The 16,146-nt window shown below is 70.0% G+C and carries 12 protein-coding genes; 4 read left to right on the top strand and 8 right to left on the bottom strand.

From position 1 onward, the window contains the following. Positions 1–15: 15 nt before the first annotated feature. Both AOQ37_RS37075 and AOQ37_RS37070 read left to right on the top strand, forming a co-directional pair. A complete protein-coding gene (locus AOQ37_RS37075; protein ID WP_062651427.1) occupies positions 16–711 on the top strand; it encodes an NUDIX hydrolase in 696 nt (231 codons plus the stop codon). Positions 712–831: 120 nt separating this feature from the next. After that, positions 832–2,031 carry a MarP family serine protease gene (locus AOQ37_RS37070; protein ID WP_062651424.1) on the top strand — a complete coding sequence of 400 codons (1,200 nt, stop codon included), beginning with the start codon at positions 832–834 and terminating at the stop codon, positions 2,029–2,031. Between the two features lie 127 nt (positions 2,032–2,158). Here the strand turns inward: AOQ37_RS37070 and AOQ37_RS41645 are convergent, their stop codons facing one another. From AOQ37_RS41645 to AOQ37_RS37045, 6 genes are all read right to left on the bottom strand, one after another. Beyond that, positions 2,159–2,341 (bottom strand): hypothetical protein, encoded by a 183-nt coding sequence (locus AOQ37_RS41645; protein WP_078890568.1) that lies wholly within the window; start codon positions 2,339–2,341, stop codon positions 2,159–2,161. Positions 2,342–2,478: 137 nt separating this feature from the next. Continuing rightward, positions 2,479–3,429: an alpha/beta fold hydrolase gene (locus tag AOQ37_RS37065; protein ID WP_062651423.1), complete on the bottom strand. Its 951-nt coding sequence runs from the start codon at positions 3,427–3,429 to the stop codon at positions 2,479–2,481. Further along, positions 3,426–3,914 (bottom strand): phage holin family protein, encoded by a 489-nt coding sequence (locus tag AOQ37_RS37060; protein WP_062651422.1) that lies wholly within the window; start codon positions 3,912–3,914, stop codon positions 3,426–3,428. The genes AOQ37_RS37065 and AOQ37_RS37060 overlap by 4 nt, the downstream gene beginning before the upstream one ends. Positions 3,915–4,012: 98 nt before the next feature. Then, a complete protein-coding gene (nhaA, locus tag AOQ37_RS37055) occupies positions 4,013–5,509 on the bottom strand; it encodes a Na+/H+ antiporter NhaA (protein WP_234437138.1) in 1,497 nt (498 codons plus the stop codon). 146 nt (positions 5,510–5,655) lie between these two features. Next, the gene (gene acs / locus AOQ37_RS37050) at positions 5,656–7,614 is read right to left on the bottom strand and encodes an acetate--CoA ligase (protein WP_062651420.1); all 1,959 of its coding nucleotides are present in this window, start codon (positions 7,612–7,614) and stop codon (positions 5,656–5,658) included. 379 nt (positions 7,615–7,993) lie between these two features. Beyond that, positions 7,994–10,771 (bottom strand): bifunctional SulP family inorganic anion transporter/carbonic anhydrase, encoded by a 2,778-nt coding sequence (locus tag AOQ37_RS37045; protein ID WP_062651418.1) that lies wholly within the window; start codon positions 10,769–10,771, stop codon positions 7,994–7,996. Positions 10,772–11,108: 337 nt separating this feature from the next. Between AOQ37_RS37045 and AOQ37_RS37040 the strand changes: the two genes are divergently transcribed. After that, positions 11,109–12,386, top strand: coding sequence for a polysaccharide deacetylase family protein (locus tag AOQ37_RS37040; RefSeq protein ID WP_062651416.1), 1,278 nt, complete (start codon positions 11,109–11,111; stop codon positions 12,384–12,386). A 19-nt stretch (positions 12,387–12,405) separates the two neighbouring features. Here the strand turns inward: AOQ37_RS37040 and AOQ37_RS37035 are convergent, their stop codons facing one another. Continuing rightward, positions 12,406–13,386 (bottom strand): ATP-binding protein, encoded by a 981-nt coding sequence (locus AOQ37_RS37035; RefSeq protein ID WP_062651414.1) that lies wholly within the window; start codon positions 13,384–13,386, stop codon positions 12,406–12,408. Between the two features lie 101 nt (positions 13,387–13,487). On the opposite strand from AOQ37_RS37035, the gene AOQ37_RS37030 reads away from it, so the two are divergent. Then, positions 13,488–14,312 (top strand): Fic family protein, encoded by an 825-nt coding sequence (locus AOQ37_RS37030; RefSeq protein ID WP_062651412.1) that lies wholly within the window; start codon positions 13,488–13,490, stop codon positions 14,310–14,312. A gap of 496 nt (positions 14,313–14,808) precedes the next feature. On the opposite strand, the gene AOQ37_RS37025 is transcribed toward AOQ37_RS37030, so the two are convergent. Further along, positions 14,809–15,642: an HAD family hydrolase gene (locus AOQ37_RS37025; RefSeq protein WP_062651410.1), complete on the bottom strand. Its 834-nt coding sequence runs from the start codon at positions 15,640–15,642 to the stop codon at positions 14,809–14,811. Positions 15,643–16,146 lie beyond the last annotated feature (504 nt).

Genomic DNA, 16,146 nt, shown 5'->3' with positions numbered 1-16,146 from the left:
GGGGGTGGTGCGGCGATGACACGCGCGAGCAACACGCAGGGCGGTGCGGTGACGCTCAGCAAAGAGGGCCTGCCCGCCTGGCTGGACCCGGTGGTGCGCGCGGTGGAGACCGTCCAGCCGCTCCAGCTCAGCCGCTTCCTGCCGCCGGAGAACGGCGCGGGGCGCCAGTCGGCCGTCCTGATCCTGTTCGGTGAGGGCGAGCGCGGCCCCGAACTGCTGCTCATGGAGCGCGCCAGCTCCCTGCGCTCCCACGCCGGCCAGCCCTCGTTCCCGGGCGGCGCCCTCGACCCGGAGGACGGCGATCCGCACGGTGACGGCCCGCTCCGGGCCGCCCTGCGCGAGGCCGAGGAGGAGACCGGGCTCGATCCGGCCGGCGTCCAGCTCTTCGGTGTGCTGCCCAAGCTGTACATCCCGGTCAGCGGCTTCGTCGTCACCCCGGTCCTGGGCTGGTGGCGTGAGCCGAGCCCGGTCGGTGTCGTCGATCCGGCGGAGACGGCCCGCGTCTTCACCGTCCCCGTGGCGGATCTCACGAACGCGGAGAACCGTGCCATGACCGTGCACCCCAGTGGTCACCGCGGCCCGGCATTTCTGGTCGAATCCGCCCTTGTATGGGGTTTCACCGCCGGTGTGATCGACCGACTGCTGCACTTCGCGGGCTGGGAGCACCCCTGGGACCGGGAGAAGCAGGTCCCGCTCGACTGGCGGTCATGACAGGGTGTCCACCGTGCTGTGTCCGCAAGGGGGAAGCTGTGCCCCATCGCCGCTTCGCGGCGGGTCGGACCCCCGGCCGACCTGTGGTGACCGCGAATTCATGAGGCGAGGCGCGAAGCGGTGAACGTGCTGGACATCCTGTTGTTGGTCGCGGCCGTCTGGTTCGCGGTGGTCGGCTACCGCCAGGGCTTCGTCGTCGGCATCCTGTCGGTGATCGGTTTCCTGGGGGGCGGCCTCGTCGCTGTCTATCTGCTGCCCGTGATCTGGGACGCGCTGACCGACAACGCCGAGGTGAGCACCACGGCCGCCGTCGTCGCGGTGATCGTCGTGATCGTCTGCGCCTCGATCGGCCAGGCCCTGACCACCCATCTCGGCAACAAGCTGCGCCGCTTCATCACCTGGTCCCCGGCCCGCGCGCTGGACGCGACCGGTGGGGCGCTGGTCAACGTCGTGGCGATGCTGCTGGTGGCGTGGCTGATCGGTTCCGCCCTGGCCGGCACCACCCTGCCCACGCTGGGCAAGGAGGTGCGGAGCTCCAAGGTGCTGCACGGGGTGTCCGACGCGCTGCCCGACCAGGCCGACACCTGGTTCGCCGATTTCTCCACCGTTCTCGCGCAGAACGGCTTCCCGCAGGTCTTCAGCCCGTTCTCCAACGAGCCGATCACCGATGTCCAGCCGCCCGACCCGGCCCTGGCGAACAGCGCGGTGGCCAAGCGCGCGCAGCGCTCCATCGTCAAGGTCATGGGCACCGCGGAGAGTTGCGGCAAGGTCCTGGAAGGCACCGGCTTCGTCTTCGGCGAACGCCGTGTCATGACCAACGCGCACGTAGTGGGCGGCGTCGACGAACCCACCGTCCAGATAGGCGGCGAGGGCCGCAAGTACGACGCCACGGTCGTCCTGTACGACTGGAAGCGCGACATCGCCGTCCTGGACGTACCGGATCTCGACGCGCCCGTGCTGGAGTTCACCACCAAGGACGCGGTGAGCAGTGACGGCGCGATCGTCGCCGGCTTCCCGGAGAACGGCTCGTACGACGTACGTGCCGCGCGCGTGCGGGGGCGCATCAAGGCCAACGGCCCGGACATCTACCACCGCACCACCGTGCGCCGCGACGTGTACTCGCTGTTCACGACGGTCCGTCAGGGCAACTCCGGAGGACCGCTGCTGACCCCCGACGGCAAGGTGTACGGCGTGGTCTTCGCGAAGTCCCTAGACGACGCCGAGACCGGCTACGCCCTGACCGCGGACGAGATCCAGCAGGACATCGCCCAGGGGCGTACCGCGGGCCAGCAGGTGGACAGCGACAGCTGCGCCCTGTGAGAAGCCCTGTGCGGAGGACCGGGGTGAAAGCCCCGGGAGAAGTCCGGGGAGAAGTCCGGGGAGAAGTCCAGGAGATGATCCTGCGGAGGGGCCCCGTGGAGGGGCCCCTTCGAGTTCTTCGCCGGTGTCAGCCTCGAGGGTGACGCAGGCGGACCGAGACCCAGCGGGCCCGGCGGCGCAGGATGCGCGGAATGCCCACTCGGAGGTCGGAGCCCGGCAGTTGCGGGTCGGCACCTCGTTGGTGGGGGCTCAGCCCACTGGCCGAGCGGCGGTTGCGTGCTGCATCACTGTAGTCGTGCGTCCAGCCCATACACCGACGTCTGCCCCTGCCCCAAGGTCGATAACCGCGCTCGGAGCGGCCAATTGGCCTATGCGCCGGGCATTTGGCTGTTCGTCGTACAGACGTTCAGAACCGGGTGCCGGGCGCGACCGATCGGCGCCGATCTGTCACCGATCAGGCTCGGGATCCTTCAGCCAATTGACCAGTTCGGTGGAGAACGCGACCGGGTCCTCCTCGTGCGGGAAGTGGCCGAGCCCGTCGAACAGTCGCCAGCGGTACGGCGCTTCGACGTACTCCCCGGAACCGGCCGCGCTGCGGGTGCGCATCACCGGATCGAGGGAACCGTGCAGATGCAGGGTGGGCACCCGCACGGGCCGCTTCATGCGCCGGTAGAACTGGACGCCGTCCGGCCGGGCCATCGAGCGCACCAGCCAGCGGTACGGCTCGACGGCACAGTGCGCGGTGGAGGGGATGCACATGGCGCGCCGGTAGGTCTCCACCGCCTCGTCCTCGGGCAGCCGTGGCCCGGACCAGTCCCGGATCAGCCGGCCCACCAGCTCGCCGTCGTCGGCGGTGAGCTGCCGCTCGGGGATCCACGGCCGCTGGAACCCCCAGATGTGGGAGCTCGCGGTCGTCTGCCGGACGTCGGCGAGCATCGCCGAGCGCCAGCGCCGGGGGTGCGGCATCGAGGCGACGGCGAGCCTGCGGACGAGCTTGGGGCGCATCACGGCCGCCGTCCACGCCAGGTAGCCGCCCAGGTCGTGGCCTACCAGCGCGGCGTCCGGCTCGCCCAGGGAGCGGATCACGCCGGTGATGTCGAGGGCGAGGTTGGCCGGGTCGTAGCCGCGCGGCGTGCGGTCGCTGCCGCCCACGCCGCGCAGGTCCATCGCGACGGCCCGGAAGCCCGCGTCGGCCAGCGCGACCAGCTGGTGCCGCCACGTCCACCAGAACTGCGGGAAACCGTGGACGAGCATGACCAGCGGACCGTCGCCGAGCTCGGCGATGTGGAAGCGGGCACCGTTCGCGGCGACCTCGCGGTGGGTGACCTTGACGCCGCAGACGGCGTCCGGCCGTACGACCGAAGCGGGCTGGGCCGAAGGAGTGGCGGGGTCCGTCATGACGACGAGCGTGCCACAGCCTCGATGGCCTCCGGGACCCGGTCCTGCGGCAGCTCGGGCCGCGGGTGCGGCTTGGCGTTCTGGAGAACGCCCGCCGACGCCTTCATCGAGGCGGCGACCTTCTGCGGGCCCTTGCCCTTCTGCGCCTTCTTCGCGAAGACCACGCCGATCAGGACGAGGACGAGCGCGACGAGCACGTTCGCCGCGAAGGAGAGCAGGAAGCAGATCGCGAGGTTCCAGTCGCTCCAGGTCCGAATGCCGTACGCCAGGGCGAAGTTGAGCATCGGAAGGGAGAACAGCAGGACCGCGCCGGCCACCGAGAACGCCCCACCGCTCGTCGCTCCCCGTTTGACGTCCTGCTTCAGCTGCGCCTTCGCCAGCGCGATCTCGTCGTGCACCAGCGCAGACAATTCGGTCGTCGCCGAGGCGAACAGCTGGCCGATGCTGCGTTCGGCGCCGACCGGGCTGCCGTCGGGTGCGCTCATCGCGTTCTCCCTCTTCTGCTGCTGTGCTGCTTCTGGCTTCTTTTGTACCGTCCCGTCAGATCATGCCGGACGGTCGCCCTCCTCGCCTGCCCCGCCCTTCACTTCGGCAGGCCCGTGGCGCGTGTCGGTCCCTCCCCGGCGTCCCCGAGAGAGTCCCCGGGAGACTGCTCGCGGCCGTTCCCGCGGGCGATCTCCTCGGCTCGGCGGCGGTGCTCGGCGGCCTTGCCGTCGTAGATCTCCGCCATCCGCAGGTGATAGGCCGGGTCGTCCTCCTCGTACACGTCCGGGATGCCGTCGAGGTCGTCGTCGCGCTCCTCGGCCTCCCAGATCCGGCGGTACTCGGCGTTGCGCAGCTTCAGCAGGACCGTCGCGAGGGTCGCCGCGATCAGTGAGCCCAGCAGGACGGCGGCCTTGACCTCGTCGGTCAGGGTCGGGTCGCCCTCGAAGGCGAGTTCCCCGATCAGCAGCGAGACGGTGAACCCGATGCCGGCGAGCGCCGCCACGGCGAAGACGTCCGCCCAGGCGAGGTCCTCGCTCAGCGAGGCGCGGGTGAAGCGGGCGGTCAGCCATGTCCCGCCGAAGATCCCGATCGTCTTGCCGACGACGAGACCGAGGACGACGCCGAGCGTCTCCGGCTTGCCGAAGACATCCGCGATCGCGTCGCCCGAGATGGACACACCGGCGCTGAACAGGGCGAACAGCGGCACCGCGAGGCCCGCGGACAGGGGCCGGACGAGGTGCTCGATCCGCTCGCCGGGGGACTGCCGCTCGCCCTCGCGCGTCGTGCAGCGCAGCATCAGGCCCATCGCGACGCCGGCGATCGTGGCGTGGACGCCGCTGTTGTACATCAGCGCCCAGATGACGACCGCGAGGGGGACGTAGAGGTACCAGCCGCGTACCCCCTTGCGCAGCAGCAGCCAGAACACGGCGAGGCCGACGAACGCGCCGCCCAGCGCCACGAAGTCGATGGTGCTCGTGAAGAAGACCGCGATGATCAGGATCGCGAACAGGTCGTCGACGACGGCGAGGGTGAGCAGGAAGGCGCGCAGCGCGCTGGGCAGGGAGGTGCCGATGACGGCGAGCACGGCGAGCGCGAACGCGATGTCGGTGGCGGTGGGCACCGCCCAACCGTCCAGCGAGCCGCCGCCGGTGAGGTTGGTGAGCGTGTAGACGAGCGCGGGTACGGCCATTCCGCTCAGCGCGGCCGCCACGGGGAGCGCGGCGGCCCTGGGATCCTTGAGGTCACCGGCCACGAGTTCGCGCTTGAGTTCGATCCCGGCGACGAAGAAGAACACCGCGAGCAGACCGTCGGCCGCCCAGTGCGCGACGGAGAGGTCCAGGCCGAGGGCTTCGGGACCGAAGTGGAAGTGGCTGACGCTCTCGTAGCTGTCGTGCAGCCCCGGTGCGTTCGCCCAGACCAGCGCGGCGACGGCGGCGACGAGGAGCAGCACACCGCCGACGGTCTCGGTGCGCAGTGCCTCCGCGACGAAGTTCCGCTCGGGGAGCGACAGGCGTCCGAGAACCTTGCGCGAGGTGGAGTTGCGGGGCGCGGACACGGTGGAGGGCCTCCGGTCGGTGGGCAGCACTGAGGACATGCCGACCAGACTTCCCGGCGCACCTTTTTGTTTACTTTACCTAAAGTACGCCAGGAGGAGTCCGGTGATCCCCACGGTAGGCGTGAAAGGGGCGCTCGGCGCGGTTGCCGCCGGACGCCCCTTCCATGTCCTGCTCGGAGAGCCGCTCAGTCCTCGCTGGGTGCGGCCGGGAGCTTCGCCTGGATGAGATCCATGACCGTGGAGTCGGTCAGCGTGGTGACGTCACCGAGCTGACGGTTCTCCGCGACGTCCCGCAGCAGCCGGCGCATGATCTTGCCGGAACGGGTCTTCGGCAGCTCCGCGACCGGCATGATCCGCTTCGGCTTGGCGATCGGGCCGAGCGTGGCACCGACATGGTTGCGCAGGTCGGCGACCAGCCGCTCGTCCTCGGCGTTCGCCGTGCCCCGCAGGATGACGAAGGCGACGATGGCCTGCCCGGTCGTCTCGTCCGCCGCGCCGACGACGGCCGCCTCGGCGACGGCCGGATGGGACACGAGCGCCGACTCGACCTCCGTGGTGGAGATGTTGTGGCCCGACACGAGCATCACGTCGTCGACCCGCCCGAGGAGCCAGATGTCGCCGTCGTCGTCCTTCTTCGCCCCGTCGCCGGCGAAGTACCTGCCCTCGAAGCGGGCCCAGTACGTGTCGAGGAACCGCTGGTCGTCGCCCCAGATCGTGCGCAGCATCGACGGCCACGGCTCGGTGAGCACCAGGTAGCCACCGCCGCCGTCGGGCACCTCGTTGGCCTCGTCGTCGACGACCGTGGCGGAGATGCCGGGCAGCGGACGCTGTGCCGAGCCGGGCTTGGTCTCGGTGACGCCCGGCAGCGGCGAGATCATCATCGCGCCGGTCTCGGTCTGCCACCAGGTGTCGACGATGGGCGTCCGGTCGCCGCCGATGTGCTTGCGGTACCAGACCCAGGCCTCGGGGTTGATCGGCTCACCGACCGAGCCGAGCACCCGCAGGCTGCTGAGATCGAACTTCGCGGGGATGTCGTCGCCCCACTTCATGAACGTGCGGATGGCGGTCGGCGCCGTGTACAGGATCGTCACCCCGTACTTCTGCACGATCTCCCAGAAGCGGCCCTGGTGCGGGGTGTCGGGCGTGCCCTCGTACATGACCTGCGTCGCGCCGTTCGCCAGCGGCCCGTAGACGATGTACGAGTGCCCGGTGACCCAGCCGACGTCGGCCGTGCACCAGTAGACGTCGGTCTCCGGCTTGAGGTCGAAGACCGCGTGGTGCGTGTACGCCGTCTGCGTCAGATAGCCGCCGGACGTGTGCAGGATGCCCTTCGGCTTACCCGTGGTGCCGGAGGTGTAGAGGATGAACAGCGGGTGCTCGGCCGCGAACGCCTCGGGCGTGTGCTCGGCCGACTGACGCTCGACGATCTCGTGCCACCACACGTCCCGCCCGTCGTTCCAGGCGACGTCCTGGCCCGTGCGCCGGACGACGAGGACATGCTCGACGTTGCCGGCGCGGTCGGCCGCGTCGTCGACGGCCGGCTTCAGCGCGGACGGCTTGCCGCGCCGGTAGCCACCGTCGGACGTGATGACGACCTTGGCGTCCGCGTCCTGGATCCGGGTGGCCAGCGCGTCCGCCGAGAAGCCGCCGAAGACGACCGAGTGCGCGGCGCCGATCCGGGCGCAGGCGAGCATCGCGATCGCCGTCTCGGGGATCATGGGCATGTAGACGGCGACCCGGTCGCCCTTCTGGACCCCGAGCTCCAACAGGGCGTTGGCGGCCTTCGACACCTCGTCCTTGAGTTCGGCGTAGGTGATGGCGCGGCTGTCGCCCGGCTCGCCCTCGAAGTGGATGGCGACCCGGTTGCCGTTCCCGGCCTCCACGTGGCGGTCGACGCAGTTGTAGGCGACGTTGAGCTCGCCGTCCTTGAACCACTTGGCGAACGGCGGGTTCGACCAGTCCAGCGTCTCGGTCGGCTCCTTGGACCAGGTCAGCCGGCGGGCCTGCTCGGCCCAGAAGCCGAGCCTGTCAGCCTTGGCCTGCTCGTACGCCTCCGCCGTGACGTTGGCGTCTGCCGCCAGATCGGCGGGCGGCGCGAACCTGCGCTCTTCCTTGAGCAGGTTGGCCAAGGATTCGTTGCTCACGACATCTCCCTCTCGAAGGGTGTCCGTGTCCGTTGTGTCCCAGGCCACAGCTCATCAGACCCAGGGGGCCGGTGACAAGGGCCGACCGAAAATTGGTTTAGACCTGTAGAGCGCCGCACTTCAGCCCTCTTCCCGGTGGCCGGAGGTCGTCCCCGTCCCCCGGATCGGCCCGCCCGGCCCGCCCGGGCGGACCGACCCGACCGATGCGACCGGCCCAGGGCTCATCCGTACCCACGGACACGGGCCGGACGTAGTTCAGCCGGTGTAACGCCTTTCACATCCCGGCGTGCCGTGCAGCGCCTTGCCGTGCAGCGCCGTACCGCACAGCGCCGCCCGCCTCGCCGCGAGAGGTCGGGGAGGCGGGCGGCATCGCGTCGGTTCAGGCCGGCAGGTCCGCCGCCCCCACGTGGCCGAACAACTCGCCGCCGCCCGCGGCCTCCTCGGTGAGCAGGTACGTCTGCGCCTCACCCACGTGGAAGTACAGCCCGTGCAGCTCCAGCGCCCCGCTCCGCAGGGAGCGGGCCACCGACTCGTGGGCCCGCAGGTGCTCCAACTGCTGGACCACGTTCGTCAGGCAGAGCTGCTCGACCGCGTCCACCGGCGCCCGCCCGGCCAGCCGGGCGCTGGGTCGGCCGTCGTCGGCCATCCGCTCCAGACTCGGCACACCGTGCCGCAGCCACCGCCGCAGCGGGGTCCGGGTGCCCCCCGGTTCGGCGGCGAGCAGTGCCTGCATGGCGCCGCACCCGGAGTGCCCGCACACCGTGATGGACCGCACCTTCAGCACATCCACCGCGTACTCGATCGCGGCCGCCACCGAGTCGTCCCCGCTCTCCTCGCCGGGGGGCGGCACGAGGTTGCCGACATTGCGCACCACGAACAGGTCGCCCGGACCACTGGAGGTGATCATCGAGGTGACCAGTCGGGAATCGGCGCAGGTGAGGAAGAGCTGGGTGGGCCGCTGTCCCTCCCGGGCCAGCCGGGCCAGCTCACCCCGCACCAGCGGTGCGGTGTTGCGCTGGAAGGCGCTGATCCCACGCACCAGCTGATGCCCGCTCGTCTCGACGAACTCCTCCGGCTCACCTGCCTGCTCTCGTGCCTGTTCTGGTGCCTGTTCTGGCCGACCCGGCAGGCCCGGCGGTGTGGGCTGCGGCGACTGTCCCGGCTGTGTCGACTGCCCAGGCTCGCTTGGCTTCGCTGACTCCGTGAAGTGGGTCCTCCCCTTTCTCCTCTTCCCCTCCCTCCTCTCGGCTGCTCCGGTCGGCCCTGCCGCTTTCGCGGTCTGTGCTGCTCCGGTCACCTCTGAGGGGCGGGCCGTCAGTGCTGTCGGTGTCGGTGTGGACGTCGGTGTGGGCGTCGCCTGTGGCGTTCGCGGCGTCCCGGTCGCGTCTCTCGGGACCTCGCACTGGTGGTTGCGCCATGGTGTCCAGGGGCGACAGCGGCAGTCGGCGATAGGGGTCTCGCCGGCGCGCGTGGGGCCGAGGACCGTGGGAACCGTCGGGTTGCCTTCTCCGGTGCCGGTGCCGAGGCCGTCGGTGCCGGTACCGCTGAGGGAGCCGGCGGCTGCCTCGGCGTACAGCTCCACGTCGGATCCGGTGTCGAGGGCCCTGCCGGAGCGGCGGCCGGTCAGCTCGACGGAGCCGCCCTGGGCGGTGTGGGTCTTCTGCCAGTCCTGTAGGGCCTCGTACGCCGCGTGGTCCATGAAGGAGCCGTCCAACTCGACGACAGCGTGCGTGGCTCGGGGTACGTGATGCAGGACGCGGCTCAGCCGCGGCACTGCGAGGAACGTCAACTGCCCTCTCACGTGTACGTGATGGACTCCTTCCTTCTCGTGGTGCGTGATGCGGGTGCGGGCGAGGCGGTGCAGGGCGACGGCGACGGCCACGGCGATACCGATCGTCACGCCCTCCAGGACGCCGAGGCACACCACGCCGAGGGTGGTGACGGCGTACACCAGCACCTCACGGTGGCGGGTCACCGTGCGAATGTGGTGCAGGGACACCATCTGGATGCCGACGGCCATCACCAGGGCGGCAAGTGAGGCGAGCGGGATGAGATCCAGGATCGGGACCATCAGCAGCGCGGCGACTACTACGAGAACGCCGTGCAGCATCGTGGAGTTCCGGCTCACGGCACCGGCTTGGACGTTTGCCGAACTTCGCACGGCGACGCCGGCCACCGGCAGCCCGCCGAGTGTTCCGGAGACGATGTTGGCCGCGCCCTGGCCCAGCAGCTCGCGGTCCAGGTCGGAGCGGCCGACCCGGGTGGAGCGGGCGTTGAGCAGGTCCGGCCGCGAGGCGATCAGCTTGTCCACGGCGACCGCGCCGAGCAGTGACTGCACGCTGCACACCAGGGTCGTGGTGAGGACGGCGGCCATGAGTCCGAGCACCGGACCCTCGGGCAGTCCCACCAGCGCGTGACTGCTCCAGGACGGCAGGTCCACCTTGGGCAGGGTGAGGCCCACCAGCGCGGCGATGGCGGTGGCGCCGGTGACGGCGACGAGCGCGGCAGGCACCTTCCGTGCCAGGCGGCCCACCCGGCCGGGGATGCGCGGCCAGAGCAGCAGCAGGGTCAGGGTCAGCGCGCTCACGGCCACGGACGCCGGTTGCAGTGCGGCCAACTGGGCGGGCAGGGCGCGGAGATTGTCGAGGACCGAACTCTGCGGGGTGCCGCCGAGGACGATGTGCAGTTGGGCGACGGCGATGGTGACACCGATGCCGGCGAGCATGCCGTGCACGATGGCGGGGCTGACGGCGAGAGCGGTACGCGCCACGCGCAGACAGCCGAGACCCAGCTGGGCGAGTCCGGCGAGCACGGTGATGGCGCAGGTCGTCCGCCAGCCGTAGCGCTGGATGAGGTCGGCGGTGACCACGGTCAGGCCGGCCGCGGGACCGCTGACCTGGAGCGGCGCCCCGCCGAGCCAGCCGACGACGATCCCGCCCACGGCGGCGGCGACAAGACCGGCCTGGAGGGGCGCGCCGGTGGCGAGGGCGATGCCGAGGGACAGGGGCAGGGCGATCAGGAAGACCGCGATCGAGGCGGACACGTCGGCGTCCGCGATGCGGAAGCGGCGGTGCGGGGCCGGTGGGGGGCTGTGCGGTGGGTGGGTGCGCTCGGTGTGCGTCGAGTGGGCTGTTCGGGTGGGGGCGCAGGCGGACATGGTTCCCGTCTCCTCCGGGGCAGCGCGGTCGCGGAATGTGTGGTCCCCCGGTCGGAGCCGGGGGCGGTCGCGGCCGTGGGTCACGGCGTGCAGCGGCGGGATGAAAATCAACGCTCGGTAAATAGATCGTAATGCAGAGTAAAGGCCAAGCATGGATTTTTGCGGCAAATGGGGCAGGTAATCACCCGCGAGTGTGAAGTGTCCCTTTTGTCGGCTTGTCGTACTAATTCCTTCTCGGCTCCGTGCGACCTTGACGGCGCTGCCGGCTCGTCCCGGCGCGTCCCCAGAGAACGCCCTCGTCGGCGTTGGCCGAGAGAAGGAAGAAGGTGGGCGGAAGATGGCCGCCACCCAGAGGATCGCCGCGGGCGCAGTCGTCGCCGCGGCTGTCGCCGCATCGCTCGCCGGTTGCGCGTCGGGAACCGGCTCCCATGAAGCGGGGGAAGGAGTGCCGGGCCCGCAGAAGGCCAAGCCGGTGCCGGCCCCCAAGAGTGTCGTGCGCCTGATCGGCGACGGCTCCACCGCGTACACCGGAGCGCAGCCCCACCTGCCCCGCCCCGAGCGACTCGCGCCGGGTCAGAAACCGCCGCAGTTCGTGGTCTTCTCCTGGGACGGTGCCGGCGAGGACAGCCAGAAGCTGTTCTCCCACTTCCGCCAGGTGTCCAAGGCCAACCACGCGACGATGACGTACTTCCTCAGCGGCGTGTACATGCTGCCGGAGCAGAAGGCCGACCTGTACCGGCCGCCGCAGCACTCGCCGGGCCGGTCCGACATCGGCTTCAACGACGAGCAGGGCATCGCCGACACCGTGAAGCAGCTGCGTCTGGCGTGGCTGGAGGGCAACGAGATCGGCACCCACTTCAACGGCCACTTCTGCGGCAAGAACGGTGGCGTCGGTGAGTGGTCGGTCGAGGAGTGGAAGGACGAGATCGACCAGGCCAAGCAGTTCGTGCGGACCTGGAAGACCAACACCGGGATGAAGGACGCGGCGCCTCTGCCCTTCGACTACGACAAGGAGCTCATCGGCGCCCGCACCCCCTGCCTCGAGGGCCAGAAGAACTTCATGAAGGCCGCCCGCGAGCTGGGCTTCCGCTATGACACCAGCGGCGTCAACAACCAGGTGTGGCCCGGCAAGAAGCAGGGCCTGTGGGACCTGTCGATGCAGCTCGTACCCTTCCCCGGCCACTCCTACGAGCAGCTGACCATGGACTACAACTTCATGGTCAACCAGTCCGGCACCTCCAGCCAGGGTGACCCCGCCAAACACGAGTTCTGGGGCCACCAGATGCGGGACGGCCTGCTCAAGGGCTTCGACCGGGCCTACTACGGCAACCGCGCGCCGCTCATCATCGGCAACCACTTCGAGTCCTGGAACGGCGGCACCTACATGCGCGCCGTCGAGGAGGTCGTCGAGAACGTGTGCAACAAGCCGGACGTGCGCTGTGTGTCCTTCCGGCAACTCGCCGACTGGCTGGACGCCCAGGACCCGACGGCCCTGGCCAAGCTGCGCACGCTGGAGGTCGGCGAGTCCCCTAAGCCCGGTTGGGCGTCCTTCCTGTCCGCCGGCCCCGCCCCGGCCCCGAAGGGTGTGCCCGGGGCTCCGGCCGTGAAGCAGTAGGCGCCGCGCGCGAGCACCGTCACACGGAGGCCGTGAGGCTTTCGCCGAGGACGAATCCGGGGTCGACCTGCGCCGCCAGGTCGATCCCGGTCCGTGCATTGCCCCAGGACTCGGCGTTCTTCAGGTGGAAGTGCACCATCTGCCGTGTGTAGCGCTCCCAGTCGCGCGTTTCGTACGCGGAGTCGACGGTCGTGCGGAGCAGGCGCAGGGCCTGGCGGTTGGCGTCCTCCAGAAGCTCGAACCGGGGCGGCCGGCCCTTCTCCATGGCGCGCACCCAGTCCGAGTGGCCGACCGTCACGAGCAGGTCGTCCCCGACCTCGGCGCGCAGGAAGTCGACGTCGTCCTGGCCCTGCACCTTGTTGCCGACGACCTTCAGCTCGACACCGAAGTCGCGGGCGTACTCCTTGTACTGGCGATAGACGGAGACCCCCTTCCGGGTCGGCTCGGCGACGAGGAACGTGATGTCGAAGCGGGTGAACATGCCGGAGGCGAAGGAGTCCGAGCCCGCGGTCATGTCGACCACGACATACTCGTCACGGCCGTCCACCAGGTGGTTCAGGCACAGCTCCACCGCTCCCGTCTTGGAGTGGTAGCAGGAGACCCCCAGGTCGGCGTCCGTGAAAGGGCCCGTGACCATCAAACGGACGGCGCCGCCGTCGAGTTCCACCGGCCGGGCGCAGGCGTCGTACACCGGATTGTTCTCACGCACCCGCAGCAACCGGGAGCCCTCGCCGGGCGGGGTCGTCTTGATCATCGTCTCGGTGGAGCCGACGCGGGGGTTCGAGCCGCGCAGGTAGTCCTTGATCAGTGGCAGCCGGTCGCCCATGGCGGGCAGTCCGGCGGCCTCGGTCTCGTCGAGGCCGAGAGCGGGCCCCAGGTGCTGGTTGATGTCCGCGTCGACGGCGATCACGGGGCCGCCGTCGGCGACGAGGTGGCGGATGAACAGGGAGGACAGGGTGGTCTTGCCGCTGCCACCCTTCCCGACGAAAGCAATTTTCATGTTCACCAAGGGTAGTGCGGTGATAGCTGTGCGTGGCAGGCGTGCGTGAAGAAGACCACTCCTTCGTGGGGTCCGCGCGCCGGTTGCGTAGTGTCGTACTCATGAGTACGACAGGCGCGTCCGCCGATCCGCTCGCGGCCCTGGGCTCCCTGCCCGGTGTGGCCGATTCCGTGGAGACCATGCGCAAGGCCGTGGACCGGGTCTACGGGCACCGTGTCATGCGTCGCCGCAGCACCGAGATCACCTCCGAGGCCGCACTGCGCGGCGCCCGCGGCTCGGCGGCCCTGTCCGGCGCGGACTGGGCGCTGGAAGAGGTGCGCCGGCGCACCGACTTCAGCGCCGACGACGAGTCGCGCGTCATGGGTGCGGCGCTGCGGCTGTCCGCCGAGGCGGGCCAGTTGCTGTCGATCTGGCGGCAGTCGCCGCTGCGGGTGCTGGCGCGGCTGCACCTGGTCGCGGCGGCGATCGGCGACGACGAGGTCGGGCGTCCTCGGCAGGCCGGTGAGGCGGTGGACGAGCCGCTGATCGAGCTGCCGCTGCCGACCGCCGCCGAGGTGGCCGGACGTCTCGAGGGGCTGTCCGAGCTGATCATCGCGGGCGGGTCCGCGCCCGCCCTGGTGACCGCCTCCGTCGTCCATGGCGAGCTGCTGGCCCTGCGCCCGTTCACGTCCCACAACGGCCTGGTCGCGCGGGCCGCCGAGCGCATCGTCCTGATCGGCAGCGGTCTCGACCCCAAGTCGGTCTGTCCGGCCGAGGTGGGGCACGCCGAGCTGGGGCGGGCGGCCTATCTGGCGGCCCTGGACGGCTATGTCTCCGGCACTCCGGGCGGCATGGCGGCATGGATCGCGCACTGCGGCAGGGCGGTCGAGCTGGGCGCCCGTGAGTCGACGGCGGTGTGCGAGGCGCTTCAGCGCGGTGCGGCCTGAGCCGCACGCGCGCGTGAGCCACGCATACCCGGGTCTCACGTGCGCGTGAGACCCGGGTATGCGTGGCCCGGCCGCATGAGGCCTGGGCACGGGTGAGGCCCCGTCGCGGGGGCCTCACAAAGGGTTGCGGCGGTACGAGTCCTCGTACCGCCGCTGGCATGCTCACCCGGTTACCAAGCGTCCTCGAAATATTGCCCATCAGGCCGGGAGCTTTGCCCGTGACCTGGTGCGGCTGGCCCGTAATCGACGGGTCGACGTCGCGTGGGTGCCCAGTGGTCATGCGCGGTCCGTGGGGCCAAATGCGTTATTAAGGTGATCCTCTCGGATGTCCTTGGTCTCGCGGGCCGTTAAGTCCTTTGTACTCCTGGACCCGGACAAGCGGAAGTGCTGGCATCAGTTCTTTGCTTTTGCGCCCAAACGGGTTTCAAACGGGCGTCAGTGAGTGGTGGCAGGGCGCTCCGCGGGGGCGACCCGCCACCACTGACCGGCTGTCCTTTCAGACGGTCGCCGTCCGGCGCCGGTTCGCGTACCAGACGAGGCCCGCGGTGGCCGCCGCCGCCCCTATGGCCGCGGCCGCGACGAGCGCGGGGCGCGGCGGTACGGAGAACGAGGGGAGCCGCTGCTTGAGGCGGACCGGCCGGTGGAAGTCGAGGATCGGCCACCCGCGTGCCACGGCCTCGCGCCGCAGGGCCCGGTCGGGGTTCACGGCGTGCGGGTGCCCGACCGACTTCAGCATCGGCAGGTCGGTCGCCGAGTCGCTGTAGGCGTAGCAGCGCGAGAGGTCATACCCCTCGGACTCGGCCAGCTCCTTGATCGCCTCCGCCTTCGTCGGGCCGTAGGCGTAGTACTCCACCTCGCCCGTGAAGCAGCCGTCCTCGCCCACGACCATGCGGGTGGCGACCACGCGGTCCGCGCCGAGCAGTTCGCCGATCGGCTCGACCACCTCGGCGCCCGACGTGGACACGATCACCACATCGCGGCCGGCCGTGTGGTGCTCCTCGATCAGGGAGGCCGCCTCGTCGTAGATCAGCGGGTCGATCAGGTCGTGAAGGGTCTCGGCCACGATCTCCTTCACCTGTTGGACGTTCCATCCGCGCACGAGGGCGGACAGATACTCGCGGGTCCGCTCCATCTGGTCGTGGTCCATACCGCCCACGAGGAAGACGAACTGGGCGTACGCGGTCCGCAGTGCCGCCCTGCGGTTGATCAGACCGCCTTGGTAGAAGGACTTGCTGAAGGTGAGCGTGCTGGACTTCGCAATGACCGTCTTGTCCAGGTCAAAGAAGGCCGCGGTGCGGGGCAAGGAGTGGTTTTCCACAGCCATGAGCATAGGGGCAGCCCATTCGGCGTAAGGTGGGCGCGTGGGTTTGCCTGAGAAGGCTCTCGGGTACACCATGGAAGTCACGGATCGTTCGCGACCGTGCTAACGCGGTCCGGCTCCTCCCCCCCCGAGTCGGCCGTGAAGGCGACCCCCGCTCTCCCCCCCGGCGGGGGTCGTCGCATGTCCGGATGCGTTTTTCAGTTCTGCACGCGGCCGCCGGGCCGCATCGAGGCGGCTGCGGCCGCCTCTTTCGTTTGCCCGCGACCGTCACTGAGCGTAGCCGTCGGACTCCTCTGCGGAAGTCGTACAGCAGATGGTGCGGGGCTCACCGGTATGGGTGAGGACGATATTCACAACGCCTCACTCGTCCACAGTTTTCCACCAAGATCCACACGATTTCCCGGTTCACCGCACCGTGATTCCCACGCGTCCGCTCCGGGCCGGCATCACATGGCCGGTTCCGTTTGCCGGGGGCGTTCGGCCGGATTCTGTCGGCCGTTCATATGGAGACCG

It is taken from the genome of Streptomyces maremycinicus, from assembly GCF_001184025.1.
GTDB lineage: Bacteria > Actinomycetota > Actinomycetes > Streptomycetales > Streptomycetaceae > Streptomyces > Streptomyces maremycinicus.
The sequence above is the reverse complement of the archived record's forward strand: the minus strand, read 5'-3'. Positions and strand labels throughout refer to the sequence as shown.